We start from the raw sequence: 26361 nt of genomic DNA on the forward strand, positions 1-26361 counted from the left end.
ACGAGTGGTGGCGATCGACGGGCACGGTCGAACAAGTCACGATCCTCACCGTTCGGCATCAGCGGGAAGAGGACTACCACTGCCCCCGCAGCAGCACACCGCCGCTACTGCTTCGCCTTTACCTCTTCCGCCCGCGACGTCCCCCGTCCGTCATGCGCGATCGCCACATGCGCCGACGCCACCGGAATATCCACCTCCACCGTCGTTCCTTCGCCGAGCGTCGTATCGATCCGCAGCGTGCCGCCGACGAGATACGCGCGCTCGCGCAGGCCGACCAGCCCGAACGATCCCGACTTGCGCGGCGCACCGGGATCGAAGCCCGCACCGTCGTCGCGAATCGTCAGCGCGATCGTCTCGTCACGGTAGACGAGCGCCACGGTCGCGCTCGACGCGGCCGCATGCCGCGCGACGTTCGCGAGCGCTTCCTGCGCGATACGGAACACGGCCGTCGCATACGGTTCGTCGAGCAGCAATTCGCCCGGCTCGACGTGCAGCGCGCACGCGATGCCGTGACGGCGCTGGAAATCCTCCACGAGCCATTGCATCGCGGCCGCGAACCCGAGGTCGTCGAGCATCAGCGGACGCAGGTCGGACGCGATGCGCCGCGTGGCCGTCACCGCGCCGCGCGCGAGCGCATGCATCGCCGCGATCTTGCGCGCCAGCGGCGCGTCGTCCTGCGGCACGCGGTCAAGCAGCCATTCGAGATCGTTCTTCAGCGCCGCGAGCGTCTGCGCGAGTTCGTCGTGCAGTTCGCGCGCGATGCGGCGCTGTTCGGCCTCGCGTGCGCTCGCGCTGATCGCCGCGATCTCGCGCAGCTCCTCGCGCGACGCCTGCAGCGCCCGCTCCGCGCGCACGCGCTCCTCGACTTCGCGCCGCAGGTCGCGGTTCGACGCGCTCAACTGCGCGGTGCGCGCCGCGACGCGCTGCTCGAGCCGTTCGTTCGCCTCGTTGAGCTGCGCGCTCTTCTGCACGACGAGCAGGTGCTGATAGCGCGCGCCGGCCAGCGCGCGCACCGTCTGCGCATGCAGCCGGCCGTTCTCGAACAGCAGCGCGAACAGCACGACGCACGATGCGACGAGGCCGTAGGTCCGCCCGGCGTAGAAGCCCAGGTCGAAGCGACCGTGGTTCAGCATCGCCGACAGCGCGATGTCGAACAGCCAGGCGACGAGCACGATCATCACCCACAGATCGAGCACCGAATGACGACGCCGCAGCCGCCACATCAACACGAGCGCGGCGAGGTTCAGGGCCCAGACGATCGTGATCGCGTGCGTCATCGTCGACGCCATCCGGTTGCCCTGCATGATGCGCGGCAGCAGGTCGTGGCCGGCGGTCGCGAGCAGCGCGAGCGCGACGGTCGCGCCCGCGGCCGACGCGATGCAAAGCAGGATCGGGATCGCCGCGCGACGCTGCTCGAGCGACGGCGGTCGCGCGCGCGCCGCCGCGCGCAGCAGCACGTACGCGATGACCGTCAGCGGAAAGCCGCCGTGCCAGAACAGATAAAGCCACGCGGTGGTCTGTTCGCCCGCGCCGAGCAGGCCAGTCGGCGAGAACAGCCCCGGAAAGGTCAGCATGTGCGTGCCGGCCATGAAGCCCGTGAACAGGTAGCCGCCCGCGAGCGCGAGCAGCGATTTCTCGCGCAGGATCGCGTACTGGCCGAGCAGCAGGCCGGCCGTCACCATGTCGTTGATCACGATCGCCGACTGGTACACGGGAATGAAGCCCAACACGCGCGCGAGCGGCACGCCCGCGAATGGCGCGAGGGCGGCGAAGATCACGGCCGACACGATCACCGTCGCGATCGCGAGCCGCCGCTCGCGCCGGTCGGGCGGCAGCGACGACATGAACAGGCGCGACGGATCCGACGCGTCGTCGTCGGGGGCGGCGGAGCGGACGCGGAACGCGGGCATCATGCGTCGTCGACGCCGAGGTCGAGATCGTGGCGCATCGCGTAGCGCACCAGCGCGGCTTCGTGCGGCAGTTCCATCTTCTCGAGGATGCGGGTCTTGTAGGTGCTGACCGTCTTCGCGCTCAGCGTGAGTTCCGCCGCGATCCGCGTGACTGTCTGGCCCGCGACGATGCGGCGCATCACGTCGAGTTCGCGCGCGGACAGCCGCTCGTGCGGCAGCATGTCGGCCGGCGTGCGCAGCGTGCGCGCGAGGCTCTCGGCCGCCGACCGGCTCACGTACACGCCGCCCGCCGCGACCTTGGTGACGGCCTCGACGAGTTCGGCGGTCGCGCTGTCCTTCGTCAGGTAGCCGGTTGCGCCGGCCTTGAACGTGCGCGCCGCGTACTGCGCCTCCGCATGCATCGTCAGCACCAGCATGCGCAGCGACGGCGCATGCGTCCTGACCAGCCGGATCAGCTCGATACCGGTCGGCGCGGGCATCGACAGGTCGAGCAGCAGCACGTCGGCGGCGCGACGCTCGGCCAGCGCGAGCGTGGCCGCGCCGTCGCTCGCCTCGCCGACGATTTCGAAACCGCCGGCCGTTTCCAGGATGTGACGCAGTCCGTCCCGCATGACTGCGTGATCGTCAGCCAGCATTACCCTGATCATCTAGCGGTCCTCTTCGGGATGATGCCGCGGGCCGCTCCGCCGGTAGCCGCCGCGGCCGTTCTTCTGACCAATATATTCCGCCGAAACCAAAAATGGTGCACCTGCGGGAAATTTTTGAGATACGAGAGTGTCGAATCTGTCTCAAAGAGAAATAATCGGCGTGAAATGGTACAGGCGATAGGGCCAGATGGGGCGGGTATTCCCGAGGAATGGTCGCCGTCGGGCGGGCGGCATGCGTCGCGGACCGCCCTGATTCAGAGATAAACTGGTGCCCGATTGCACCGTCCCGACCCGAGGAGCCGCCACGATGATCGATCTCGCCGACATCCTGCCGTCCGCGTTGCCCGACGCCGTCGCGTGGGCTGACGCGCAGGCAGCCCACGGGCTCGCGCAGGGCGTGCCGCTGACGCCCGCGCAGGCCGACGACGCGCGCACGGTGGGCGTCGCCCGGCCGGAGCGGATCCGCGTCGTGGTCGCCGACCGGCTGCCGTTCCCGGACACGCCGGCGCTGGGCGCGATCGCGCGCGACACCGGCCTGTTGTCGCCGGGGACGATCGGCCTCACGCTCGGCCATGCGGTGTTCGTGCTGCGCGGCCACGACACGCGACGCCTCCTTACGCACGAATTCCGCCATGTGCATCAATACGAGGAAGCCGGGTCGATCGGCGCGTTTCTCGCGCGCTATCTGCACGAGATCGCGACCGTCGGCTACCACGACGCGCCGCTCGAGGCCGACGCGCGCCAGCACGAGTTCGACTGACACCGCCCGCCGGCGCGACCGCGCGCACACGCCGATGAACCTTCCCCACGCCACCGCCGGCCCGGTGCAGACACGCCGCGCCGCCACGCCGCGCGGCCTGCGATGAGCGACACCATCCACGCATGGCTCGGTGCGATCGGCGCGCATCCGGCGCTCGTGCTGGCGATCGTGTTCGCCGCCGCCTGTGCCGAGGCGATCGCGCTGATCGGCACGGTCGTGCCGGCCGGTGCCGTGCTGTTCGCGGCCGGCACGCTGATCGGCGCGGGCGCGCTCGACGGCTGGACGACGATCGGCGTCGCGGCCGCCGGCGCGATCCTCGGCGACGGGATCAGTTACGAGCTCGGACGCCGCTACCGCGGCGCGATTCGAAACGGGTGGGTCCGGCTGGGCTACGCGGATGCCTATGCGCGCGGCGAGCAGTTCGTGCTGCGCCACGGGACGAAGAGCATCGTGCTCGCGCGTTTCCTGGCGCCGGTGCGCGCGGTCGTGCCGGTCGTGGTCGGCTGCGCGACGCTGCCGCGCCGGTCGTTCTATCCGGTCAATGTCGTGTCGGCGCTGATCTGGGCGCCCGTGCACGTCGTGCCGGGCATCCTGTTCGGCGCGTCGGCGGTGCTGGCCGCCGCGATCAGCGTGCGGGTCGCCGCGATCCTGCTGGTGATCGCCGCGCTGGTCGCGCTCGTGTGGATCGGCGTGCGCGTCGCGCTGCGGCGCGGCTGGCCGTTGCTGCGCCGCGCGGCCGGCGCGGCCGTGCATGCATGCGCGCGCCGCTGGCCGCGCGTCGGCGGCTGGCTGCACGACGCGATCGAGAAGGGGCGCCGCCTGCCAGGCGTGGTGCCCGTCTTCGCGCTGCTGTTCGTCGGCTGCGTGTGGCTGCTTGCCGGCATCGTGCGGGACGTCGTCGCGAACGATTCGCTGATGCACGCCGACATCATGGTGTATGCGTTCCTGCAGGACCTGCGCACGCCGCCGGTGGATGCCGCGATGCGCGCGCTCGCGGTGCTGCACGGACACGATACGGGGCTGATCGTCGCGGCCGCGTTCCTGGTCTGGCTGATGATTCATCGCTGCTGGGTGACGTCCGCGTGGTGGCTCGCGACGGTCGGCATCGCGGTCGTGCTCGTGCCGGCGTTCGGCACCGGCGTGCCCGGCATGACGCCCGCGAGCCTGCCGCCCGGCGCGCCGCACGTGCCGCTGCCCGACGCCGACGCGGCGTTCGCGATGCTCGCGAGCAGCGGCATCGGCTGGGTGATCACACGCGACCGGCCGGCGCTGTGGCGCATTCCGGTCGTGACCGCGGTCGTGTTGTGGATCGTGCTCGGCGGCTTCGCGCGGCTTTACGTCGGCGATACGTGGCTGTCGGGTCTGCTCGGCGGCTGGAGCCTCGGGCTCGCGTGGTTCGCGGTGCTGGCGGGCGCCTATGCGTACTGGCAGGTGCGCGAGCATGTGCAGCCGCGGGGCGCGCTCGTCGCGGTGCTCGTCGTGCTCGCGACGGCCGGCGTCTGGACCGTGCCCGCGCAATGGCAGCTCGATCGCGCGGCGCGTCCGCACGTGGGCGACGTCGTCGCGATGACCGTCGATCAATGGATGCGCGGCGGGTGGCCGCGCGTGCCGACGCGGCGCACCGAGATCGGCGGCGATCGCGAGGAATATCTGCCGCTGCAATGGTGCGCGACGTCGGACACGCTCGATCGCCATCTTTCGCTGGCCGGCTGGCAGCGCGCGACGCCGTGGTCGGCCGCCGCCGCGCTGCGGTGGCTCCTGCCGCAGGGGCCGGCCGATGCGCTGCCCGTGCTGCCGCGCTATACGCACGGCGAGAGTACGCGCCGTGTGTTCGTGCGTGTCGATCCGGCCCGCCCGGACAGCCGCCTCGTGCTGCGGCTGTGGCGTTATCCGTACGCGCTGCAGGATGCGCTCGGCACGCGGCCGCTGTGGTACGGCGCGCTGTATCGCGAGACGCTGCATCGGCCCGCACGGCTGATGACGGTCGTGCGCACGACGACGATCGACGATGCGGCGACGATCGCGCAGGCGCTGCAGGTCGAGCCGACGCTCGCGCGGCCGCCGGCGGGGACGAGTGGGGCGCCGGCCGCGGTGCTGCTCGTGTGGATGGTGCAGCCTTGAAGCGCGTGCGCCGCGTTATGCGTGCGACGGTTGCGCGGGGACGACGGACAGGCGCAGGCCGACCGTCTTGAGCACCGCGAGCAGGGTTTTCAGCGTCGGGTTGCCGTTGGGCGACAGCGTGCGATACAGCGATTCGCGGCTGATGCCGGCGTCGGCCGCGACCGCGCCGAGCCCGCCATACGCTTCCGCGACCGTGCGCAGCGCGAGCAGCGCGGCCGCGCGGTTGTCGGGGTCGTCGAGCGATTCCATCGCGACGCGCAAATAGGCCACCGCGAGCTCGCGGTCCGCGCCGAGTTCGGCGACTTCCGCGTCGTGGTGCGATACCGCGCCTTTGAGCTTGTTCATGCTTGCCTCCGTTTCCAGTCCAGCCAGTGTTCCTTCGCATGCCTGATGTCGTCGGACTGGCTGTGCTTGTCGCCGCCGTACAACAGCAGCACCAGCGCAATGCCGTACCGGCCGAAGTACACGCGATAGCCGGCACCGACGTGGATGCGCAGTTCGATCACACCTTCACCGACGGGCTCGCAATCGCCGAAATTTCCGGTCTGCACGCGACGCAGCCGCTCGCGAATCCGCGCCTGGGCGACCTTGTCGCGCACGGCGTTCAACCATTCGGTGAAAGGCTCGCGACCGTCGGCGCGCTGATAGCGAAGCAGTTCGAACTTGGAGAGCATTGTAGCTTATAAGTTACATAAAGGCATGGATATCGACGTGATTGCGTTGTTGGCCCGATGAGGCGGATGACGTGAAACGCACGCGGGCCGACTGCCGAATCGAGACGAAGCAAGACGCGAAGACGCTGCGCGGGAATGCCTGCAGTGCCTTCGTGGCTCGGGGTGTCAGGCGGCGAGACCCGTTACCCGAACGAAAATCATTCTTTCATTCGGGGCGTGGGATGACGATTCGGCCGAACGGCTGATCTCGTCGGCGCGTACGGGAAACGCGCCGTGCGGGGGAGGGACTGCTCAAACGATCGGACCGCCGGTGCCGCCGCGTGACGCGACGGTCGACCCGGCGAGTCCGGCCTGCGTTACTGCTTCGCCGGCGCGGCCGTCGCGACCTTGTCGAGCGCGGCCGGGATGAACGTGTCGAGCTGCGCGGTCACCGATTCGTAGAAGTCGATCGGCTTGCCCCACGCGTCGGGTACGTCCTTGTGCACGCCGGTCGCGTATTCGGCAAGCGTGAAGACCTTGCCGGCGGCAGACGGATAGAGCGTGAGCACCTTCTCCTTGTGCTTGTCGGTCATCGTCAGGATCACGTCGGAGTGCTTGACGTCGTTCGCATTCAGTTGCACCGAACGATGCGCGGACGTGTCGATTCCGCGCCGCTTCATCAGGATCACACCGTTTTCCTCGGGCTTTTCGTCATACGGATCCTCGTCGACCGCGCGCGAGATCACGGCGAGATGCGCGTGCCGTTGCGCGATCAGTTGTCCGGCGATCGCTTCGGCCATCACGCTGCGTCCGGTATTGCCCGTATCGACGAACGCGACCTTCTTCGGTTCCTCCGCGAATGCCGACGTCGCGCACTGGACGCCCAGGCAACAGAGCAGCGCAAGCGTCTTGAGGATGGGGCCTTTTTTCATTGGTGTCTCCGCCAGGGTGGGGTGGTCGTCGCCGCGGCACGACGCCGAGGCTGGCGGAGATGATGCCGGCCGCGCATGCCGGAAAAAAATAAACGGCCGGTTTTGGCAAGAGGGTGTCGCATTGTTGCAAGCGGGTCGATCGAGGCAGTCGCGCTCCGCAGCCTCGATCGCCGGCATCACCGGATCGTCACGTCGCGACCGCCGTCGCCGCCACCCGCCGCGCGGCAAATCCCGCCAGCGTCCGCAACGCGTCCCGCCCCGAGCGCAGATAGAACGCCTGCAGATGAAACACATGCCAGCGCGCGGCATGAATCTCCAGCCGGCACGGCACGCCGCAGGCGAGCGCATGCGACGCGAGTCGCTGCGCGTCCGACAGCAGCACTTCCTGGTCGCCAGCCTGCACCAGCATCGGCGGCAGTCCACGCAGGTCGGTGTCGAGCGGGCCGGGCGCTGCAGCCGAGCCCGCGCCGTGATACCAGCGCAGCCCTTGTTCGAGCCAGCCGCGACGGATCATCGGATCGTCGTGGCGGCGCGATGCGAGCGTGTCGCCGCCGAGCGTCGGGTCGGTCACGGGCGAGATCAGCAGCAGCGCGGCCGCGGCGGGTTCGCCGCGCTCGCGCAGCGCGATGGCGAGCGCCAGCGCGAGCGCGCCGCCGGCCGAATCGCCCGCAATCACGATCCGGTGCGGCGCGTAGCCTTGCGTGCGCAGTGCATCGTATGCGGCCAGCGCGTCGTCGAGCGCCGCCGGGCTCGGGTGCTCGGGCGCGAGCCGGTAGTCGGGCACCCACACCGGCAGGCCGGCTTCGGTCGCGAGCCGCGTCGTCACGCCGCGATGCGTATGCGGGCCGCCGAGACAGAACGCGCCGCCGTGCAGATAGAGGATCGCGCCGCCCGCCTCGCCGCGCTTCGGCGCGATCACTTCGACCGGCACGCCGGCGGCGGCCGTCCGGTAGCGCAGCGTGTCGCCTGCGCCCGGCATCAGCGGCGACAGCAGCGCGACGACGCGGCGCTGCATGCGCGCGCCGAACGGCGGCCCGATCAGCGGCCGGAACGCGACGCGCAGAAAGCCGCGCAGCGACGCCGCGGCGAGTGCTTCCACGCGGCCGGCGGGCGGCGCGACGACGGCACCGTGCGTCGTCGTCGGGGTTGATGTGGGTGTCGCCGTGCCGGGCAACGGCTGCGTGAAGCGATACGCGGACAGCCCCGTGAAGCGCGTGATCCATCGATAGGTCAGCGTGAAGCCGGGCCAGTTCGTACTGTTGTGGCCCGACGCGTCGACGTACCAGCTCTTGCAGCCGCTCCACACCGAGCCTTCGAGCCGCTGCTGCACATGCGTGTTGTAGCGCCGGTAGCGGCGCGGATCGACGTCGATCGCGCACGCGCCGTCGCGCCGCATCGCGCGCACGCAGCGCATCACGTGCGCGATCTGGCTTTCGAGCATGTAGACGATCGAGTTGTGGCCGAGGTTGGTGTTCGGGCCATACAGCATGAAGAAGTTGGGGAAGCCCGGCACGGTGAGCCCGAGATACGCCTGCGCGCCGCGCCGCCAGGCGTCGTTCAGGCCGAGCCCGTCGCGGCCGGTGATGCGCATCGGCGACAGGAACGCGGTCGCCGCGAAACCGGTGCCGTAGACGATCGCGTCGACCGGATGGTGCACGCCGTCGTCGGTCTCGATGCCGGTCTCGGTCACGCGCCGGATGCGCTGCGTGACGAGCGCGACGTTGTCGCGGCCGATCGCGGCGAGGTAGTCGCTCGACAGCAGGATCCGCTTGCAGCCGATCGGATAGTCGGGCGTGAGCCGTTCGCGCAACGCCGGGTCGCGCACGTCGCGCGCGAGCAGCTTGCGGAACGGCCGGCCGACCGCGATGTCCATCAGCCCGTGCAGCCGCGTGAACGCAATCGCACGCGACTCGTAGCGCACGTAGATCGACGCGCGATGCAGCTTCATCGCCCACGGCAGCCGGCGGAACAGCGCCCGCTCCCACGGACGATAGGCGCGGTCGGGACGCGGCATCACGTAGGCCGGCGAGCGCTGGAAAACGACGAGGCGCTCGACGTCGCCGGCGATCGCGGGCACGAACTGGATCGCCGACGCGCCGGTGCCGACCACCGCCACGCGCTTGCCCGCGAGCGGATAGTCGTGATCCCAGTGCGCGGAGTGGAAGGCGCGGCCGCGAAACGTGTCGATGCCGGGCAGGTCCGGCATCGCGGGGCGGCTCAACTGGCCGGTGCCGCTGACGAGCACGGCAGCGCTGAGCGTCGTGCCGTCGGCGAGCGTGACGTGCCACAGCGCACGGGCCTCATCATACTGCGCGCGTTCGACGTTCGCGCCGAAGCGCAGGTAGCGTGCGAGGCCGTACTTGCGCGCGCAATGCTGCAGGTACGCATGGATTTCAGGCTGCGGCGCGAACACGCGCGACCAGTCCGGGTTGGGCTCGAACGAGAACGAGTACAGATGCGACGGCACGTCGCACGCGGCGCCCGGGTAGCGGTTGTCGCGCCACACGCCGCCGACGTCGTGCGAGCGCTCGACGATCACGAAGTCGTGAATGCCGGCGCGCTGCAGCGCGACGGCCATGCCGATGCCGGCGAAGCCGGCGCCGATGATGATCGCCGACAGCGGCGCGGCCGGTGCGGCGGGACGGGATGCTTCAGGCGACGACATGGCGGTTTTCCTCGGGCAGGATCGCATCGTGCGGCGCGCACGACGCGGGAACAGTGTCGCGATGTGCCGGCACGGCGGCCGGTTCACGTTCGGTGTCGGCCGCGGCGTGTAGCGGCACACGCCGCACGCCGCGGATCAGGTCGACGGCCTTCTCGGCGATCATGATCGTCGGCGCGTTGGTGTTGCCGCCGATCAGCGTCGGCATGATCGACGCATCGACGATGCGCAGCCCCGCTACGCCATGCACGCGCAATTGCGGATCGACGACCGCGAGCGCGTCGCGCCCCATCCGGCACGTGCCGACCGGGTGATACACGGTGTCGGTGCGCCGGCGCAGCACGTCGCGGATCTCGTCGTCGGTCGTCACGTTCGCGGTGAACAGGTCGCGCGTGATCCATTCGGCGAGTGCCGGCGCCTCCATCAGCCGGCGCGTGATGCGGAAGCCGGCGACCATGTCGTCGAGATCGCGCGGATCGTCGAAGAACGCGGGGTCGATGCGCGGCGCGGCGAGCGGATCGGCGCTGTGCAGCGTGACCGAGCCGCGGCTGCGCGGCCGCAGCAGGCACACGTGGCACGACAGTCCGTGGCCGGCGTGCAGCCGGCGCGCATGATCGTCGACGAGCGCGACGACGAAGTGCAGCTGGATGTCGGGTGCATCGAGGTCGGCTCGCGTCTTGAGGAAGCCGCCGCCTTCCGCGAAATTCGACGTCAGCATCCCGCGCCGCTCGCGGCGAAAGTGCGCGAACTCGCGCAGCATGCGCAGCCCGCCGCGCGCGGACACGCCCATCGTGTCGACGCTGCGCGCGCGGTAGCCGAGGATGAAGTCCGGATGATCCTGCAGGTTGCGGCCGACGCCGGGCAGGTCGGCCCGCACCGGGATGCCGAGCCCCTGCAGTTCGCGGGCCGGACCGACGCCCGACAGCATCAGCAACTGCGGCGTCTGCAACGCGCCGGCCGCGAGTACGACTTCGCGCCGTGCGCGCAGCGTGCGAACCTCGCCGCGCTGCCGCACCTCGACCCCCGTCGCGCGCGTGCCGTCGAACAGGATGCGCAGCACCTGCGCGTGTGTCTCGACCGTCAGGTTGTCGCGGCGGCCGACGTGCGGCAGCAGGTACGCGCGCGCCGCACTCCACCGCTCGCCGTGCTTCTGCGTGACCTGATAGAGGCCGACGCCTTCCTGCCGCGCGCCGTTGAAGTCGTCGGTGAGCGGCAGGCCGGCCTGTCGCGCCGCTTCCAGGTAGCGCGCATGGAACGGGTTGCCGGTGCGCAGGTCGCTGACCCACAGCGGGCCGTCGCGGCCGTGAAAGGCGTCGTCGAAGCGCTCGTTGTGCTCGCTCAGGCGGAAGTAAGGCAGCACGTCGTCGTAGGACCAGCCTTCGTTGCCGAGCGCGGCCCAGCCGTCGTAATCGACGCGATGGCCGCGAACGTAGACCATCGCGTTGATCGCGGACGAGCCACCGAGCGCCTTGCCGCGCGGCTGATAGCCGATGCGCCCGCCGAGCCCCGGCTGCGGCACCGTGTCGAATGCCCAGTTGTTCATGCGGGTCGGCAGCATCGCGACCGCGCCGGTCGGCACGTTGACGAGCGCGTTGTCGCCGCGGCCACCGGCCTCGAGCACGCAGACGGTGACGGCCGGCTCCTCGGTGAGGCGCCCCGCGACGACGCAGCCGCCCGATCCGCCGCCGACGACGATGTAGTCGAAAGTCTTGCTCATGAAATCGTCTCCCGATGGTCGATGGGTCAAGCGATGCGCGTGAGCACGCGCAGCAGCAGGTCGAAGGTTTTGCCGTACGGCGGGTGGAACAGCGCGGTGCCGCTGCGACGCGCCTGGTGGAACACGGGCTTGTGATGGCTGAACGTGTCGAAGCCCCATTTGCCGTGATACGCACCGATGCCGCTCGGGCCGACGCCGCCGAACGGCTGGTGTTCCTGTGCGAGATGCCACAGGCAGTCGTTTACCGTGACGCCACCCGACACCGTTTCGCGCAGCACGCGATCGCGGCGCGCGGCGTCGCGGCCGAACCAGTACAGCGCGAGCGGGCGCGGCCCGCGGTTCACGCGCTCGATCGCTTCGTCGAGATCCGCGTATTCGACGATCGGCAGCACGGGGCCGAAGATCTCCTCGCGCATTACGCGCATCGTGTCGCGCGCGCCGAGCACGAGCGTCGGCGCGAACTTGCGCGAGCCGGCGGGGAAGCGTTCGCCGGCCGGATTGACTTCGAGCACGCGTGCGTCGCCTGCGCGCGCATCGTCGACCAGGGCCGCCAGACGGTCGCGGTGGCGCGCGCCGATGATCGCCGTGTAGTCGGGGTTGGCGAGGAGGGTCGGGTAGCGGCGCGCGATCGCGTCCGACAGGCGCGCGGCAACGATCGGTGCGGTGCCCGCCGGCACCAGCAGATAGTCGGGCGCGATGCAGGTCTGGCCGGCATTGAGCAGCTTGCCGAACGCGATGCGCCCGGCCGCGTGTGCGACGTCGCACGACGGATCGAGGATCGCCGGCGACTTGCCGCCGAGCTCGAGCGTGACGGGCGTGAGGTTCGCGGCCGCAGCTTGCGCGACGTCGCGGCCGACCGCGGTCGAGCCGGTGAAGAACAGATGATCGAACGGCAAGCGCGCGAACGCCTTCGCCGTGTCGACGTCGCCGGTGACGACCCGCAGCTCGTCGGCTTCGAACGCGTCGGCGACGAGCGTCTCGAGCAGCGCCGACAGCTGCGGTGTCAGTTCCGACGGCTTGACCAGCACGCGGTTGCCGGCAGCGAGCGCCGCAACCGCGGGCCCGATCGCCAGTTGCAGCGGATAGTTCCACGGGGCCATCACGCCGACGACGCCGCGCGGTTGCGGCGCGATCCGGTTGTAGCCGGGCCGGAAGTGCGCGGCGGTCGGCACGCGGCGTTCGCGCATCCAGTGCCGCAGATGCGCGCGTGCATGGCGCAGGCCGCTTCGAACCACGAACAGTTCGGCGAGCCGCGTTTCGTGCGCGGAGCGTCCGCCGAAATCGGCGTCGATCGCACGCACGAGCGCGGCTTCGTGCGTATCGAGCAGCGCGCACAGGCGATCGAGCCGCGACAGGCGGATCGCGAGCGGCGGGGCGGGATCGCGGGCACATGCCTCGCGCTGGTGTTCGAAGCGGGCGGCGAGGTCGGGTGGGCGACTCGGTCGCATGGTGTCTCCTCCGGGGGCGTTGACGTCGTTCGGGCGACGACTGATGACGCCGATGGTGCGGGCCGCATGGGAAAACACCAATGCTGCTTCGGGACAATTGTTTTAGTATTTGGGCCAAATCGGCGCTTCGAGGGTTTCTCCGCATGAGCTTCTGGGACTTCACCCGGAGTCCGGCCAGCGCGCGGCTGCTGGTCGATTTCGGCGACGAACGCGGCGTGCCGCGCGCGAAGTTGCTGGCCGGTACAGGGCTCGCGGACGCGCAGCTCGACGATCCGAACGTCGAGGTGACGGCCGCGCAGGAACTGCGGCTGACCGGCAACCTGCTGCGCGCGCTCGGGCGCGCGCCGGGCCTCGGGTTCGAAGTCGGGCAGCGCTATCACTTCTCCGCGTACGGCGTGTGGGGCTACGGGCTGATCGCGAGCGCGACCGCGCGCGACGCGCTGGCGCTCGCGATGCGCTTCCTGCCGCTCACGTATGCGTTCACGGTGATCACGTACCGCGAGGAACCGCAGACGGGCGTGCTCAATTTCGGCGCGCCGGAGCTCGATGCCGACCTGAGCCGGTTCCTCGTCGAACGCGACATGGCGGCTGCGGCCGTGCTGCTGCAGGAAATCGGCGGCGGCGATTTCGCGTTGTCGCGCTTCACGATGCAGGCCGCGAGCGCGGCGAGCGCAGCCGCGTTCGCACCCGCAGCGCGCATCGCGGGCGTCGAACCTGCGTTCGGCGCCCGCGCGAACAGCCTTGCATTCGACCGTGCGTTTCTCGACCGGCCGCTGCCGCATGCGAACCCGCTGACGGTCTCGATGTGCGAGCAGATGTGCAGCCAGCTGGTCGAAACGCGGCGCGCGCGGCTCGGCACGTCGGAGATGGTGCGGCAATATCTGACGGCGACGCCCGGCAACGTGCCGTTCTCGCTCGAGGACATGGCGCGGCTGATGAACACGAGCCCGCGCACGCTGAAGCGCCGGCTGCAGGAAGAAGGCACGACGTTCCGGGTGTTGCTCGCGCAGGCGCGCGGCGCGATGGCCGAGACGCTGCTCGGCGATGCGCACCTGTCGCTAACCGAAGTGGCCGAGCGGCTCGGCTTCAGCGACCTGTCGAGTTTCTCGCAGGCGTTCAAGCGCTGGTATGGTGTGCCGCCCGGCACGTATCGCAGCGGCCTGCTGCGCGACGGCGGCTCGCCCTGACGCAGTGTCGCGCCACGCGCGCATTCCCCAACCCCTTCACGAGAGTACCCGCATGATCACGCTTCGCCCGATGACCGAAGACGACTTCCCCCGCTTCTGGCCCACGTACCACGCGATCGTCGCCGCGCAGGAGACCTACGCATTCGATCCGGCGCCCACACGCGAAGCCGCCCGCGCGCTGTGGCTCGATGCGCCGCTTTGCACGTGGGTTGCCGAAGAGGATGGCGTGCTGCTCGGCTCGTACTTCCTGAAGGCGAACGCGGCCGGCCCCGGCAATCACGTGTGCAACTGCGGTTACATGGTCAGCGAGGCCGCGCGCGGCAAGGGCGTTGCGCGCCTGATGTGCGAGCACTCGCAGCAGGTGGCGCGCGAACGCGGCTTCCTCGCGATGCAGTTCAATTCGGTGGTCGCGACGAACGAGGTGGCGGTCGCGCTGTGGCAGAAGCTCGGCTTCGAGATCGTCGGCCGCCTGCCGCGCGCGTATCGTCACGCGCGGCTCGGCTTCGTCGACTGCTTCGTGATGTTCAAGTGGCTCGGCGACGCGGCGGCCGCCGACGCCTGATGCCAAGGTCAGACGGCGAACGTGCCGTCGAACACGATCCGCTCGTCGAACGCGAGCGTGCCGCGCGCGAAGATCAGGTCGAGGTGGTGGCTGCCGTTCGCGCCGCCGCCGAGGCCGAGATGCAGGCCCGGATGGCGTTCCTCGAAGCCGGCGTTGCGGCCGTATAGCCCGCGGATGCCCAGGTTCGTGCCGATGCCGAATTCCTCGATGCGCCGGTGATTGTCGTGCCGGTCGAGGTACGACGCGAAGTCGCGCCGGAAGCCCGCGTCGTCGCAGTCGAAATCGACGATCAGGCTGTCTTCGACATGCAGCGTCGCGAGCCGCTCCGTCACGCGGTACTTGATCGCGAACGGCACGGTGCCGAGGAACGTGCCGCTGAACACGATCGAGCCGCGCAGGTCGGTGACGTGCGTCGCGATCTCGCCGGGTACGACGTCGAGATTGCCCATCCCGTCCACGCTCGTCCATTTCTGGTCCGGCGCAAGCGAGCCGGTCAGCGTGTTGCCGGCTTCGTCGATGAAATGGACCCGCGATGCGCGCGCGGCCGCTTCGATCAACCGGCCGTTGCGCGCGGCGATGTCGTCGAGCGATTCGGCGAACGCCTCGTCGAGATGCGGGCCGTAATCCTTGAACAGCACCGACTTGCTCCAGTGCCTGACGATCGCGGGACGGATCGCGGCCAGGAACGGCGGGCCGCTCGGCGACGGCGTCGGCAGGCACGACGAGTCGTACAGCAGCACGAACAGGTCCGCGTGCGTGAGCGCGGCGGCGATGTCGGCGGGCGGGGTGGTGTCGAGGCAGAGGATCGTCGCGTCGAGCGAGTCGGGCAGGGCGGAAAACGCGCGCAACGCGGTGTCGCGGTTGCGGCTGTCGTAGCCGACCAGCAGTTTGCCCGTCTCGCCGCGTGCGAGCTTGTCGCGCAGCGCCGGGTGATACCCCAGCGCGCGGTGCAGGTTCAGCATGCGTGTCTCCGGAAGCGGCGGAAGGGCCGCGGCCCTTCCGCGGGAACGGGCTGGCCGCTCAGACCGGCCAGAGCGCGGTGCCGAACGGCACCACGGCATCCTCGACCATCATGTCGACGGCCTCGGGGTGCGTGTCTTCCTGCATCCAGTCAAGCGATTCGATCTGCCGGGTTTCCTGCATGTCAATTCTCCTGTGGTGAACATGAGCGATTCAACATGAAAGCGCGGTAACGGGATTACCGCCGCTCATCCGGAATTTTTTGAATACCGGACGAGTGGCGTCGATATTAGTATGATGATTTTGCGAATGCAATGCGGTGCAAGTTTTTTAGCCGCGCTGTGCTAAACATGCGTGCCAGTCAGCGGCACATTGCGCAATGAAGGCGAATCAATCGAATCGCGAAGTCCCGGATTTTTTATCGAATATCGGGCCGTGGCAGATTAATCGGGTTATAGATTTTTTAAATCATTAAACCAATTGCGCGGATCATTTCGATTTGCATCGTTCGCGATCGATTCCGACGCGACGCCGCACCATTGCCCCGGCTTCAGCCCAGCAGCGCCTTGCCGAGCGGCTTGACCGGCTCGGACCGGAGTACCAGTGAAGTCGTGACCGCGCCGAAGCGGGCAATCGTGTCGATGATGGTTTCGAGCTGGCCGGGTGTCGGCACGAGCACCTTCAGCAGGAAACAGTCCTCCCCGGTCATCCGGTGAACCTCGATGACGTGCGGCATCCCGGCAAACGCACTCAACGCGGGCTTGATGTGCTCGTGCGTCGTTCTCAGCCGGATGATGGCCGTCATCCCCAGGCCGAGCGCAGCCGGATCGATCCGCGCGGTGTAGCCGGCGATGATGCCGCGCTCCTCCAGGCGCTTGACGCGCTCCGACGTCGCCGGCTGCGACAGGCCGATGCGCCGGCCGACTTCGGACAACGGCGTGCGCGCATTCTCCTGCAGCGCTTCGATGATCGCAATATCCAGGCGATCCAGTTCTCCGTCGGGCATCTCCGCTTTCCTGTTCCGTCAATTCATCGGAATTCTGTCTCATTATCCGATGACTTGCCATTCCGTGCGGCAGTCCCGCGGAGCAGACTGGGCGCTCACATCTTCATGGAGGCGGGAATGGATCGAAGCATCGTCATCGTGCCGGGGATCGGCAACTCGGGCGCGGATCACTGGCAGACTCACTGGGAGACGGCGCTTGCGGGCGCCACACGCATTGCGCCGGCGTCGTGGGATACGCCCGACCTGGCCGACTGGATCGCGGCGCTCGATGCGGCCGTCGCGCAGGCCCGGACGCCGCCGGTCGTGGTTTGCCATTCCCTCGGGTGCCTGTTGTTCGCGCATTGGCGTGCCGTTGCAACGCGCCCGGTGCACGGGGCGTTTCTGGTGGCGGTGCCGGATCCGGACGGTCCGCGTTTTCCGGTTGCCGCGCAGGCGTTCGCGCATGTGCCGGACGCGGATTTCGGCGCCCGGCCGGCGGTGGCGATCGCCAGTTCGGACGATCCGTACGACCCGTCCGGGCGAGCTGTCGCATGGGCGGCGCAACGCGGCGCGAAACCGCTGGTGCTCGGCGCGCGCGGCCATTTGAACGCGGCTTCCGGGTTGGCGGAGTGGGACGAGGGGCGCGCGCTTTTCACCGCCTTTACCGCCGGACTGGGGGCGTAGCGGAGGCCGGATGTCGGCGCGCCGCGGTTTCCGGGCGGTGCGCACGGCATCTCCGCCACCGGCGCACGCCGGGCGCATGACCGGTCAAGTATCATCGGCCGATCGGCGCACCGGTTTCGGCATCGGGATCGGTGCCCGGCTACGACACGGGTTCCGCGTCGACGACGCCACGGCCCGCGGCCGTCAAGCCGCGTTGACGTTGCGGGCCCCGTGGCCGGCCCCGTACCCGTACCGGCCTCGAACCACGATGGAGACACCGCGATGCGCGCAGCGCCGCAACCGGAGCACGCCGGCCCGGCACGACAGGACGCCGGCGCCACCGAACCCGACCGCATGACCGCGTGGCGGCTCGCGATCTGCCTGTCGCTCGGCAGCGCGATCGCGCTCGGTCTCGCGCGCTTCTCGTACGCACTGCTGCTGCCGCCGATGAAGGCCGATCTCGGCTGGACCTTCGCGCAGGCAGGCGCCTTGAACACGGCCAACGCGGCCGGCTACCTGATCGGCGCGCTCGTCTTCCCGTTCCTGTCCCGCCGCTGGCGCACCGGCACGCTGCTGGCGGCCGGCTGCGCGCTGACCGCGGTGCTGATGGCCGCATGCGGGCTCACGTCCGGCATGAACGCGCTGCTCGTCGAGCGGCTCGCGACCGGCGTCGGCAGCGCGCTGATCTTCATCAGCGGCGGCGTGCTGGCCGCGCGGCTCGCGTCCGCAGCGCCGCGCGACGCGGGGCTGCTGCTCGGGCTCTATTACGGCGGCACCGGGTGGGGCATCGTCGCGTCGTCGCTGCTCGTGCCCGCGACGCTCGTGCAGCGCGCGCACGGCTGGCAACCGGCATGGTTCGCGCTCGCGTTCGCATGCGTGCTGTTCTCGGCGATCGCCGTGTCGGCGGCGCGTCGCATCGAGCATGCGCACGCGGCACCGGCCGCGCGGCGTCACGGTGCCGCGCCGGCGGCGACCGCGAGCCCCGCGCGCTTCGCGCTCGCGCTCGCGGGCTACGGCCTGTTCGGCGTCGGCTACATCGGCTACATGACGTTCATCGTCGCGCTGCTGCGCGGCGCGGGAATGAGCGGGACGGTCGTGTCCGCGTTCTACGTGATGCTCGGCGTCGCGACCGTCGTGTCGGCGCGGCTGTGGTCGGGGCTGCTCGACCGGATGCGCGGCGGCCAGGCGCTGGCCGTGCTCAACGCATTGCTCGGCGTGGCGACGCTGATGCCGGCGCTGTTCGTGCATCCGGCGGCCGCGTTCGCGTCGGGCGTGCTGTTCGGCGCGACGTTCCTGTCGGCGGTCGCGTCGACGACCGCGTTCGTGCGCCACAACCTGCCGCCGGAAGGCTGGGCGAAGGGCATCAGCGCGTTCACGACGATCTTCGCGTTCGGGCAGATCGCCGGGCCGGTCGCGATCGGCTGGGTGTCCGACAGCGCGGGCCTTGCGCGCGGGCTCGTCTATTCGGCGCTGACGCTGTTCGCGGGCGCGGCCCTCGCGGCCGGACAGCGTGCATTAAGGGCGTCGGCGTAGCCGATCGGGCCTGCAACGACCGGCGGGCGCGACAACGTGACCGCGACCGTTCCCGTTCCCGTTACCGCACGCAGGCCGTGCGCGACACGCGATGAAACGCGCGGCTGAAGTAGATGAGGCTGTCGCCGTCGTTGCGCACGCGAATCGACGTCGCCTCGATGAACATCACCGAATGCGAGCCGACTTCCTTCATCTCGGCGATCCTGCCCTGCAGGCTCGCGAGCGCATCGCGCAGCACGGGGACGTCCTGCTCGCCGCGATCCCACACCGGCAATTCGAAGCGGCGTTCCATTGGCAGCTCGGTCATCCCCGCGAAATGGCGCGCGAGCAGTTCGTGCTCGGCCGGCAGCACGTTGATGCAGACCTGACGATTGCGCTCGAAGATCGCATGCATCGCGCTCGACCGGTTCAGGCACACGAGCAGCGTCGGCGGCGCGTCGGTGACGGAGCAGACGGCGCTCGCGGTGATGCCGCAGCGGCCGTGCGGCCCCGCGGTGGTGATCACGTTGACGGCCGCGCCGAGGTGGGCCATCGCTTGCCGGAAGGCCAGTTGCGCGTCGGTGGGGGCGGCGCGCGCCGGTTGCGGGGTATCGGTCGTTGCGGACATGGGCGCTCCTGGGTGAATGAGGGCGGCGATCGCGCGCGTTGTCGATGCGGCAGCGGATCGTCGACGATGAACCAAGCGTACGTCGCGAAAAAGCCGGCGAACATTCGCACGATTGACGACGAAGATGGCGTTCCCGCCAACGCATCTAAAGGTTCTACCTAGATACGCGGCACGACGCGCGAAAAAAGTGCGATCGGGCGTTCGAGCGGTACGTAAAGGGGTATTCAGCGCATTTCCGGCTCGTTATGATGTGCCGCACACCCCCGACGAACGACGCTTGCCTCACCCGCGGCGCGTGCGATACCGATACCGATATCTTGCGAGACACCCCGATGACGTCACCCGCTCCGATCGTATACATCGTCGACGACGACAGCGGCATGCGGACCTCGCTCGCGTGGTTGCTCGAATCGGTCGGCATCGCGTCCGAGGGATTCGCGAATGCCGCCGATTTTCTCGCGCGCTTCGACGTGAACCTGCCCGCGTGCCTGGTGCTCGACGTGCGAATGCCGGAGAAAAGCGGATTCGACGTGCAGGCGGAACTGAACGCGCGCGGCGCGACGCTGCCGGTGATCTTCGTCAGCGGACACGGCGATATTCCGATGTCGGTGCGCGCGCTGCAGAACGGCGCGATCGACTTCGTCGAGAAGCCGTACAACTCGCAGCAGATGCTCGAGCGCGTGCAACGCGCGCTGCGGCTCGCGCAGCAGCGGCACGCGGTCGGCCAGCGTCACCGCGAGCTGCGCCAGCGGCTCGATGCGCTGACCGCGCGCGAGAAGGAGGTGCTGCGCGGCGTCGTCGACGGCAAGGGCAGCAAGCAGATCGCGTCGGACCTGTCGATCAGCGTGAAGACCGTCGACGTGCATCGCGCGAGCATCAAGGAGAAGCTCGGCGCAACGTCGATCGCCGCGCTGGTGCGCGACGTGATGGTCGTGTGGGGCGACGACGGGGAGTCGTCGCGCTAGCGCAGGGTGGTTCGCACGCGAATCGGGCCGTGCGTGTAAGCGTAGTGCCCGCACGCACCGCACGCACCGCACGCACCGCGCACACCGCATACACCGCATACACCGCGCGCGGTACCGGCCAGCACCGGCCGGCATCAGTCTGCACCGCACGCTCGACGCATGCCGCCGCTCAACGCATGTACAACCCGCCGTTGATGTCCCAGCACGCGCCGTTCGCGAAATGCGCGTCGCCCGACGCGAGCAGCACGGCCGCATCGGCGACGAAGCCGGCCGACCCGAGCTTGCCGCCCGGCAGGTTCGCGAGCACCTGCCGCAGCTTGTCCGGCGCGACGCTCTCGTACACGATCGGCAGGTCGAGCGGCCCCGGCGAGATCGCGTTGACGGTCACGCCCTGCGCGGCGAGGTCGCGCGCGAACACCTTGGTCAGCGTCAGCGTGCCGCCTTTCGCGGCCGCGTAGTGTGCGCCCGTCGCCGAGCCGCCGTTCTGCCCGGCGAGCGACGCGATGTTGACGATGCGGCCCGCGCCGCGCGTCGCGAAGTACTGGCCGAACACCTGGCAGCCGAACAGCACGCTGCGCAGGTTCACGTCGATCACCTGGTCGAACTGCTCGGCCGTGATCTCCATCGCGGGCACGACCTTCGATGCGCCGGCATTGTTGACGAGCACGTCGATCGCGCCCCAGCGCGCGACGAGCGCATCGCGTGCGGCTTCGAAATCGCGTTTCGACGTGACGTCGAGCGGCAGCGCGACTGCGCGTGCGCCGCTCGCGTCGAGGTCGCGCGCATGCGCGTGAATGGCGTCGACGGCGATGTCGGCCAGCGCGACGCGATAGCCGGCCGCATGAAATCGTTCGGCGATGACGGTGCCAAGCCCGCGCGCGGCGCCGGTGACGAGGACGACTCGGTCTGACATGGTGCGTGATTCCGTTGGTTCGCGGATCGTGGCCACAGCCGCGCCCGCATCGTGGTTCATGCGGCGAGCGCCGCTTCGAAGTGCGCGGCGACCGCGCACACCTGTTCGTCCGCGCCCTTGCGTCCGACGATCTGCAGCCCGGCCTTCAGCGGCGTTTCCGCGAGCGGCAGCGGCAGGCTGAGCGCCGGATGGCCGCTCAGGTTGAACGGCCGGATCAGCGACGACATCGCGATGACCGATACGCCGTCGCGTGCCTGCCGAAGCGTGATCGGCAGCGCGGGCAAGGTCGGCAGCACCAGCACCTCCGCGCGCGCGAGCGCGGCATCGACCTGCGCCGTGAAGCGCGCGCGCACGGCTTCGGCTTGCGCGAGCGCGGCCGGTGTCGTTGTCGCGGCCGTGCGCAGCCGTGCATCGAGATCCACGCCGAGCTTGCCGGTTTCGACGAGATGACCGAATGCACGCGACGTTTCCGCATTGATGACGGCAAGCCCTGCGGCGAACGCATCCTGCATCGCATCGAGCACGACGTCGTGCGTACGCAGGCCCGACGCGCCAATCGCCGCGTCGAGCGCGGCCGCGATGGCCGGCTCGGCTTCGACGATCACGCGTGCGACCGTGCAGCCGGCAACGGGTGCCGCAGTGCGCGCCCGGTCGAAGCCCGGCGCGATGGCGGCCATCACGGCGGCGAGCGTGCGAACGTCGCGCGCGAACGGCCCGACACAGTCGAGCGTGGTGACCACCGGCGCGACGCCGCGTCGCGACACGCGGCCGAACGTCGGCTTGAGCCCGGCCACGCCGCAGCAGGCGGCCGGCCCGCGGATCGAGCCGCCGGTATCGGTGCCGAGCGCGGCGTCGACGGCGCCGAGCCCGACGAGCGATGCCGACCCGCTCGACGAGCCGCCCGGGATGCGCGTCGGATCCTGCGGATTGACCGGCGTGCCCGTGTAGTCGTTGATGCCGGTCATGCCGAACGCGAGCTCGTGCATGTTCGCCTTGCCGGCGATCTGCCAGCCGGCGTCGAGCAGCAGGCGGACCACGTCCGCGTGCTGCGCGGCGGGCGCTGCGTCGGCAAGCGCGCGGCTGGCCGCGCGGGTCGGATGGCCGGCGATGTCGATCGTGTCCTTGATCGCGATCGTCGGGCCCGGGCCGCCCAGCGTGAAGGTGTCGATGAAGCCTGTCATGGTCGATGGCGTGCGAGTGCGGTGAAGGGGTTCAGGCGTGCGGCGCGGCGGCGAGCGGCCACGGGCCGTCGAGCACGCGCTCGGTGCGGAAATGGCGGATCAGCCAGGTCGCGCCGTCGGGGGCCGGCGCGAAATCGATGGTCAGCCGCGCGGCGATCAGCTCGGCCGTGCCGTCCGCGTAGCGCGACGCCTGCAGCATGATCCAGCGGCCGCGCGCGCTTGCATGGTCGGCGCCGACGTCGATCGACTCCGACGTCAGGAAGTGCAGGTTCGCCGAGAAATGCGGTTCGGGCGGCAGGTAGCGGCGCAGCATCGCGACGATCGCGTCCGTGCCTTCGAGGCGGCCGAACTTGCGCGCGTACTGCGGGCCGATGCCTTCCCACACCGCGTCGGCCGTGAACAGCGCGGCGAGCGCCGGGCCGTCGCCGGCATCCTCCGGCACGTCGCACAGCGCCATGTAGCGCGTGATCGTCGCGCGCACCGCGCGTTCGGCGTCGAGCGTGGCCACGCGTCGCGCGAGCGCGTCGAGCGCTTTGACGGCTTCGCGTGCGTCGGGCGCTTCGCTTGCGTCGCTTGTATCGGGCGCGTCGCGCGCTTCGAGCGCGCGCGTCGAATCGGGTCCGGTCATCGCGCGCCTCACGCCGCGGATTTCGCGGCCGGCGGCACGGTCAGCGCACGGCCGACCCGCGCCTCGATCTTGCCGTAGCGCCACAGGTTGTATTCGCCGACGGGCGTCGTGCGATACAGGTTGCATACCGCGACCGTCGTGTCGAAGTCGGCGACGTCGGCCATGATGTAGAACGTCCACGGCGCACCGTCGGCCTGGCCGACGACGAGGCGGTCGTCATCCATCACGCCGAGCACGCGCACGCCGGGCATCGCCTCGACGGCGGCGAGCATCGCGCCGTACGCTTGCCACACTTCGCCGATCTTTTCGCGCGGCAGGTCGAAGAAGTTTTGCGACACGCCGCAGCAGAACAGCACGCGCAGCGGCAGCGGATTCGAATCGGACATGACAGGTTCTCCTGAACAATGCGTTGTGCGGCGTCGAAGCGAATCGACGCGGATTACAGATAGCCGGGAAACGGCGTGACGCCGGTGAACACCGCACCCGCGCCGTCGAAGTTGCCTTCGCCGAGAAACGCGTGCTGCGTGACGACCATCGCGTCGCGCAGCAGGCGCTGCAGCGGATGCGTGCGATAGATCGCGGCCGTGCCGCCGAGGCGGTACGCGCGCTCGACGACGCTCGCGCCTTCGCGGGCGATATGCGTGGCCGCGAGCCGCAGCAGGCTGACCTGCTCGGGCGTGACCGGGTCGCCGGCCAGGATCGATTGCCAGACCGAGTCGGTCGCGTCGTAGAAGAACGCGCGCGCCGAGCGCAGCTGCGCTTCGGCCTTCGCGAGCTCGATGCGGAAATACGCGCGATCGGCGAGGCGCGGGGCGCCGGTGGTCGTCTGGCGGCCACCCGACATCCGGTTCGCGACGTCGAGCGCCGCGCGGGCCAGCCCGAGGTTGACCACGGCGAGCACCTGCGCCGCATACGCGACGGTCGGATAGCGGTACAGCGGCTCGTCGACGGTCGGCTCGCCGCCGCGCACGAAGGTCCACGCGTCGGGCACGAAGCGGTCGTCGACGCGCAGGTCGTGGCTGCCGGTGCCCTGCATGCCGACCACGCTCCAGTTCTCGACGATCTCGACGTCGGCGGCACGGAACACGGCCGTGCGCGGCTTGTTCGGTGCGGCGTCCTGCGCGCCGGGCACCGCGATGCCGACGCCGAGCCAGTCGGCGCCCTTGCAGCCGCTCGCGAATTTCCACGTGCCGTTCACGCGCCAGCCGCCGGGTGCCGCCTGCGCCGGCTGGACCGGGAACAGCCCGCCCGCGAATACCTGGTCGGGGCCGCTCGCGTACAGCTCGGCCTGCGTGGCCAGCGGCAGCGCGGCGAGATAGACGTTGGCCGAGCCGAAGCTCGCGACCCACGCGGCCGACCCGTCGGCGGTCGCGATCCGCTCGATCATGTCGAGGAACGCGGTGGGCGCGAGCGCATCGCCGCCGAAGCGGCGCGGCGTGCCCGCGCGATAGATGCCGGCCTCCTTGAACAGCGCGATCACGTCGCGCGGCACGTGCGACAGGCGGTCGAATTCATCGCGGCGCGCGGCGACGGTCTCGATTACCGCGTCGAGCGGCGACACCCGCGCGGCCGCTTCGCGGACCGCATGCGGCGAGGGGGACGCGGCGTCGACGGCGAGGGCGGCGTTGGGCATGAGTGGCTCCTGGGAATGGGGTTCGAAAGACGATGCAATCAGTCTAGAAACGCCGAAAACACGCAGCAATTGGTGCGTAAGGCCGCGCGACTGGTGTGGCTCCGTGCCGGACTAAAGAAATCTTCAGATGCGGGCCGTGCACGCCGGTGCTATGTTGGACATCCGGCCGCGCGACGCCGCGCGCCTTCAACCGAATCCGCTCATGAGCTTCCCCGACGAAGACGATTTCCACCGGCTGCTCGACGCATTGACGACCTGCGTGCTGCTGCACGACGCGCAGACCAAGGCGATCGTGTGGGCGAACCGCGCCGCGTGCATCGCGCTCGGCTTTTCCGTCGAGGAGCTGCTGCCGCTGAAGGCGCCTGACATGACGCGTCCCGAACCGAAATACCGGCGCGAGATCGGCGTGGGCGCGATGGATCGCGCGATCGCCGAAGGGCGGCCGCAGGTGTACGAGTGGTGCTATCGGTCGCGCACCGGCGTCGACATGCTGTCGGAGGCGATCGCGACGCACGTGCCGCTGCGCGGGCGCGACGTCGTCATGGTGCAGTTCCGCGACATCAGCGCAGAGGAGGCGATCCGTCAGCAGTTGCGCCGCTACGAGGCGCGGCTGCGCGAATTCATGCAGGACCTCGACGAAGGCATCGCGGTCGTGACGCCGAACGGCGGCGCGCAGTTCATCAGCGAGTCGGGGCGCCGCGTGCTCGGGCTCGCGCCCGACGATGCGCTCGGCGGCGTGCTCGACTACTGCACCGCGGCCGATCGCGACCGGCTCGTCGCGCAGCTGCGCGATGCGCCGTCGACGTGCCCGTCCGAGCCGCAGCGCTACCGCTTCGTGCGGCGCGACGGCTCGGCGTGCTGGCTGCGCATCACGTGCCGGCAAGTCGAGATCGAAGGCGACCTCGACGGTTTGCTCGTGCATTTCCGCGACGTCAGCGACGAGGTCGCGATCGAGGAGGCGCGCCGCGCCGAAGCGCGCATGCTCGAATACGCGGGCCGCTACAACGCGATGGGCGAGATGGCGACGGTGATCGCGCACGAGCTGAGCCAGCCGCTCGCGGCCGTGCGCAACTTCATCGAGGGTGCGGTGCAGCGGCTGAACACGCGCGGCGCCGTCGACGATGCGATCTGGGGGCTGCGCAGCGCGGACCGGCAGGCCGAGCATGCGGCGCTGATCATCAAGAGCGTGCGCGAGTTCATCGTGAAGCGCGAGCCGGTCGTCGCGCTCGCCGACCTGCGCGAGATCCTCGCCGACGTCGCGTATTTCATCGAGCTGCGTGCGAAGGAAGCGGGCGTGACGGTCGCGATCGTGCAGGCCGACAAGCCGCTGCCGATTCGCTGCGAGCGTGTGCTGATCGGGCAGGTGATCCTGAATCTGGCCTTCAACGCGATCGAGGCGTTCGCCGGCTGCGCGCGCGCGCCGTGCACGCTGACGCTCGGCACCGCCGACGTCGGCGGCCACGCGGAGCTGCGGGCGATCGACAACGGGCCCGGTATCGCCGAAGGGGCGCACGACCGGCTGTTCGACGGTTTCTCGTCGTCGAAGGCCGGCGGCAACGGGATCGGGCTGTCGCTGTGCAAGAGCATCGTCATGCGTCATGGCGGGCGCATCGGCGCGAGCCCGGCCAAAGGCGGCGGGCTCGACTGTCGCGTGACGCTGCCGCTTGTCGGTACGCAGGCGTAAGCGGTGCGTC

Annotated in this window: 25 protein-coding genes; 8 read left to right on the plus strand and 17 right to left on the minus strand. The window is 69.8% G+C overall.

The features are described 5' to 3' along the window. Window positions 1-104: 104 nt before the first annotated feature. Entirely contained in the window at window positions 105-1913 is a 1809-nt protein-coding gene (locus U4Z31_RS19370) for a sensor histidine kinase (protein WP_321811101.1), read from the minus strand. Further along, window positions 1910-2557, minus strand: coding sequence for a response regulator transcription factor (locus U4Z31_RS19375; RefSeq protein ID WP_044845374.1), 648 nt, complete (start codon window positions 2555-2557; stop codon window positions 1910-1912). Before U4Z31_RS19375 ends, U4Z31_RS19370 begins: the two co-directional genes overlap by 4 nt. Window positions 2558-2864: 307 nt before the next feature. Here U4Z31_RS19375 and U4Z31_RS19380 point away from each other — a divergent pair, with 307 nt between their 5' ends. Beyond that, the gene (locus U4Z31_RS19380; RefSeq protein WP_044845373.1) at window positions 2865-3317 is read left to right on the plus strand and encodes a hypothetical protein; all 453 of its coding nucleotides are present in this window, start codon (window positions 2865-2867) and stop codon (window positions 3315-3317) included. A 102-nt stretch (window positions 3318-3419) separates the two neighbouring features. Beyond that, window positions 3420-5438, plus strand: a complete 2019-nt coding sequence (locus tag U4Z31_RS19385; protein WP_321811102.1) for a VTT domain-containing protein — start codon at window positions 3420-3422, stop codon at window positions 5436-5438. A 15-nt stretch (window positions 5439-5453) separates the two neighbouring features. On the opposite strand, the gene U4Z31_RS19390 is transcribed toward U4Z31_RS19385, so the two are convergent. The 6 genes from U4Z31_RS19390 to U4Z31_RS19415 form a co-directional block, all read right to left on the minus strand. After that, complete coding sequence (locus U4Z31_RS19390; RefSeq protein ID WP_044845371.1) at window positions 5454-5783, minus strand: addiction module antidote protein; 330 nt, start codon at window positions 5781-5783, stop codon at window positions 5454-5456. Beyond that, complete coding sequence (locus tag U4Z31_RS19395) at window positions 5780-6112, minus strand: type II toxin-antitoxin system RelE/ParE family toxin (RefSeq protein WP_321811103.1); 333 nt, start codon at window positions 6110-6112, stop codon at window positions 5780-5782. Before U4Z31_RS19395 ends, U4Z31_RS19390 begins: the two co-directional genes overlap by 4 nt. 356 nt (window positions 6113-6468) lie before the next feature. Then, window positions 6469-7023 carry a protein tyrosine phosphatase gene (locus U4Z31_RS19400; protein ID WP_321811104.1) on the minus strand — a complete coding sequence of 185 codons (555 nt, stop codon included), beginning with the start codon at window positions 7021-7023 and terminating at the stop codon, window positions 6469-6471. A 187-nt stretch (window positions 7024-7210) separates the two neighbouring features. Further along, a complete protein-coding gene (locus U4Z31_RS19405; protein WP_321811105.1) occupies window positions 7211-9688 on the minus strand; it encodes an alpha/beta hydrolase fold domain-containing protein in 2478 nt (825 codons plus the stop codon). Then, on the minus strand, window positions 9675-11402 hold the full coding sequence (locus U4Z31_RS19410; protein ID WP_321811106.1) for a choline dehydrogenase: 1728 nt from the start codon (window positions 11400-11402) through the stop codon (window positions 9675-9677). The genes U4Z31_RS19405 and U4Z31_RS19410 overlap by 14 nt, the downstream gene beginning before the upstream one ends. A 26-nt stretch (window positions 11403-11428) precedes the next feature. Beyond that, the gene (locus tag U4Z31_RS19415) at window positions 11429-12850 is read right to left on the minus strand and encodes a coniferyl aldehyde dehydrogenase (protein ID WP_321811107.1); all 1422 of its coding nucleotides are present in this window, start codon (window positions 12848-12850) and stop codon (window positions 11429-11431) included. Window positions 12851-12993: 143 nt separating this feature from the next. Here U4Z31_RS19415 and U4Z31_RS19420 point away from each other — a divergent pair, with 143 nt between their 5' ends. Both U4Z31_RS19420 and U4Z31_RS19425 read left to right on the plus strand, forming a co-directional pair. Further along, on the plus strand, window positions 12994-14037 hold the full coding sequence (locus tag U4Z31_RS19420; RefSeq protein ID WP_124487675.1) for an AraC family transcriptional regulator: 1044 nt from the start codon (window positions 12994-12996) through the stop codon (window positions 14035-14037). A 52-nt stretch (window positions 14038-14089) separates the two neighbouring features. Next, window positions 14090-14599, plus strand: a complete 510-nt coding sequence (locus tag U4Z31_RS19425) for a GNAT family N-acetyltransferase (protein ID WP_044845369.1) — start codon at window positions 14090-14092, stop codon at window positions 14597-14599. A gap of 8 nt (window positions 14600-14607) precedes the next feature. Here the strand turns inward: U4Z31_RS19425 and U4Z31_RS19430 are convergent, their stop codons facing one another. The 3 genes from U4Z31_RS19430 to U4Z31_RS19440 all read right to left on the minus strand — a co-directional run bounded on the left by U4Z31_RS19430 (window position 14608) and on the right by U4Z31_RS19440 (window position 16565). After that, the gene (locus U4Z31_RS19430; RefSeq protein WP_321811108.1) at window positions 14608-15561 is read right to left on the minus strand and encodes a leucyl aminopeptidase; all 954 of its coding nucleotides are present in this window, start codon (window positions 15559-15561) and stop codon (window positions 14608-14610) included. 58 nt (window positions 15562-15619) lie between these two features. After that, window positions 15620-15742 carry a hypothetical protein gene (locus tag U4Z31_RS19435; protein WP_321811109.1) on the minus strand — a complete coding sequence of 41 codons (123 nt, stop codon included), beginning with the start codon at window positions 15740-15742 and terminating at the stop codon, window positions 15620-15622. Between the two features lie 367 nt (window positions 15743-16109). Next, a complete protein-coding gene (locus U4Z31_RS19440; RefSeq protein ID WP_321811110.1) occupies window positions 16110-16565 on the minus strand; it encodes an Lrp/AsnC family transcriptional regulator in 456 nt (151 codons plus the stop codon). Window positions 16566-16682: 117 nt separating this feature from the next. Here U4Z31_RS19440 and U4Z31_RS19445 point away from each other — a divergent pair, with 117 nt between their 5' ends. Both U4Z31_RS19445 and U4Z31_RS19450 read left to right on the plus strand, forming a co-directional pair. After that, the gene (locus U4Z31_RS19445; RefSeq protein ID WP_321811111.1) at window positions 16683-17228 is read left to right on the plus strand and encodes an RBBP9/YdeN family alpha/beta hydrolase; all 546 of its coding nucleotides are present in this window, start codon (window positions 16683-16685) and stop codon (window positions 17226-17228) included. A 261-nt stretch (window positions 17229-17489) separates the two neighbouring features. Continuing rightward, entirely contained in the window at window positions 17490-18740 is a 1251-nt protein-coding gene (locus U4Z31_RS19450) for a YbfB/YjiJ family MFS transporter (protein ID WP_321811112.1), read from the plus strand. A gap of 61 nt (window positions 18741-18801) precedes the next feature. Here U4Z31_RS19450 and hpaC read toward each other — a convergent pair whose 3' ends face one another. Further along, window positions 18802-19347 (minus strand): 4-hydroxyphenylacetate 3-monooxygenase, reductase component, encoded by a 546-nt coding sequence (gene hpaC, locus U4Z31_RS19455; protein WP_321811113.1) that lies wholly within the window; start codon window positions 19345-19347, stop codon window positions 18802-18804. Between the two features lie 332 nt (window positions 19348-19679). Between hpaC and U4Z31_RS19460 the strand changes: the two genes are divergently transcribed. Beyond that, complete coding sequence (locus tag U4Z31_RS19460; RefSeq protein ID WP_044845365.1) at window positions 19680-20312, plus strand: response regulator transcription factor; 633 nt, start codon at window positions 19680-19682, stop codon at window positions 20310-20312. Window positions 20313-20481: 169 nt separating this feature from the next. Here the strand turns inward: U4Z31_RS19460 and U4Z31_RS19465 are convergent, their stop codons facing one another. Genes U4Z31_RS19465 through U4Z31_RS19485 form a run of 5 tightly spaced genes read right to left on the minus strand, consistent with a single transcriptional unit; the run spans window position 20482 to window position 24667 of the window. Further along, on the minus strand, window positions 20482-21225 hold the full coding sequence (locus U4Z31_RS19465; RefSeq protein WP_321811114.1) for an SDR family NAD(P)-dependent oxidoreductase: 744 nt from the start codon (window positions 21223-21225) through the stop codon (window positions 20482-20484). 56 nt (window positions 21226-21281) lie between these two features. Next, window positions 21282-22406: an amidase gene (locus U4Z31_RS19470; RefSeq protein WP_321811115.1), complete on the minus strand. Its 1125-nt coding sequence runs from the start codon at window positions 22404-22406 to the stop codon at window positions 21282-21284. A 31-nt stretch (window positions 22407-22437) separates the two neighbouring features. Continuing rightward, the gene (locus U4Z31_RS19475) at window positions 22438-23034 is read right to left on the minus strand and encodes a nuclear transport factor 2 family protein (protein ID WP_321811116.1); all 597 of its coding nucleotides are present in this window, start codon (window positions 23032-23034) and stop codon (window positions 22438-22440) included. A gap of 8 nt (window positions 23035-23042) precedes the next feature. Then, a complete protein-coding gene (locus U4Z31_RS19480; protein ID WP_131931645.1) occupies window positions 23043-23420 on the minus strand; it encodes a hypothetical protein in 378 nt (125 codons plus the stop codon). A gap of 53 nt (window positions 23421-23473) precedes the next feature. Beyond that, the gene (locus U4Z31_RS19485; RefSeq protein ID WP_321811117.1) at window positions 23474-24667 is read right to left on the minus strand and encodes an acyl-CoA dehydrogenase family protein; all 1194 of its coding nucleotides are present in this window, start codon (window positions 24665-24667) and stop codon (window positions 23474-23476) included. 127 nt (window positions 24668-24794) lie between these two features. Here U4Z31_RS19485 and U4Z31_RS19490 point away from each other — a divergent pair, with 127 nt between their 5' ends. Then, complete coding sequence (locus tag U4Z31_RS19490) at window positions 24795-26351, plus strand: ATP-binding protein (protein WP_321811118.1); 1557 nt, start codon at window positions 24795-24797, stop codon at window positions 26349-26351. The last annotated feature ends 10 nt before the right edge of the window (window positions 26352-26361 follow it).

It is taken from the genome of Burkholderia sp. BCC1985, from assembly GCF_905339915.1.
Lineage (GTDB): Bacteria > Pseudomonadota > Gammaproteobacteria > Burkholderiales > Burkholderiaceae > Burkholderia.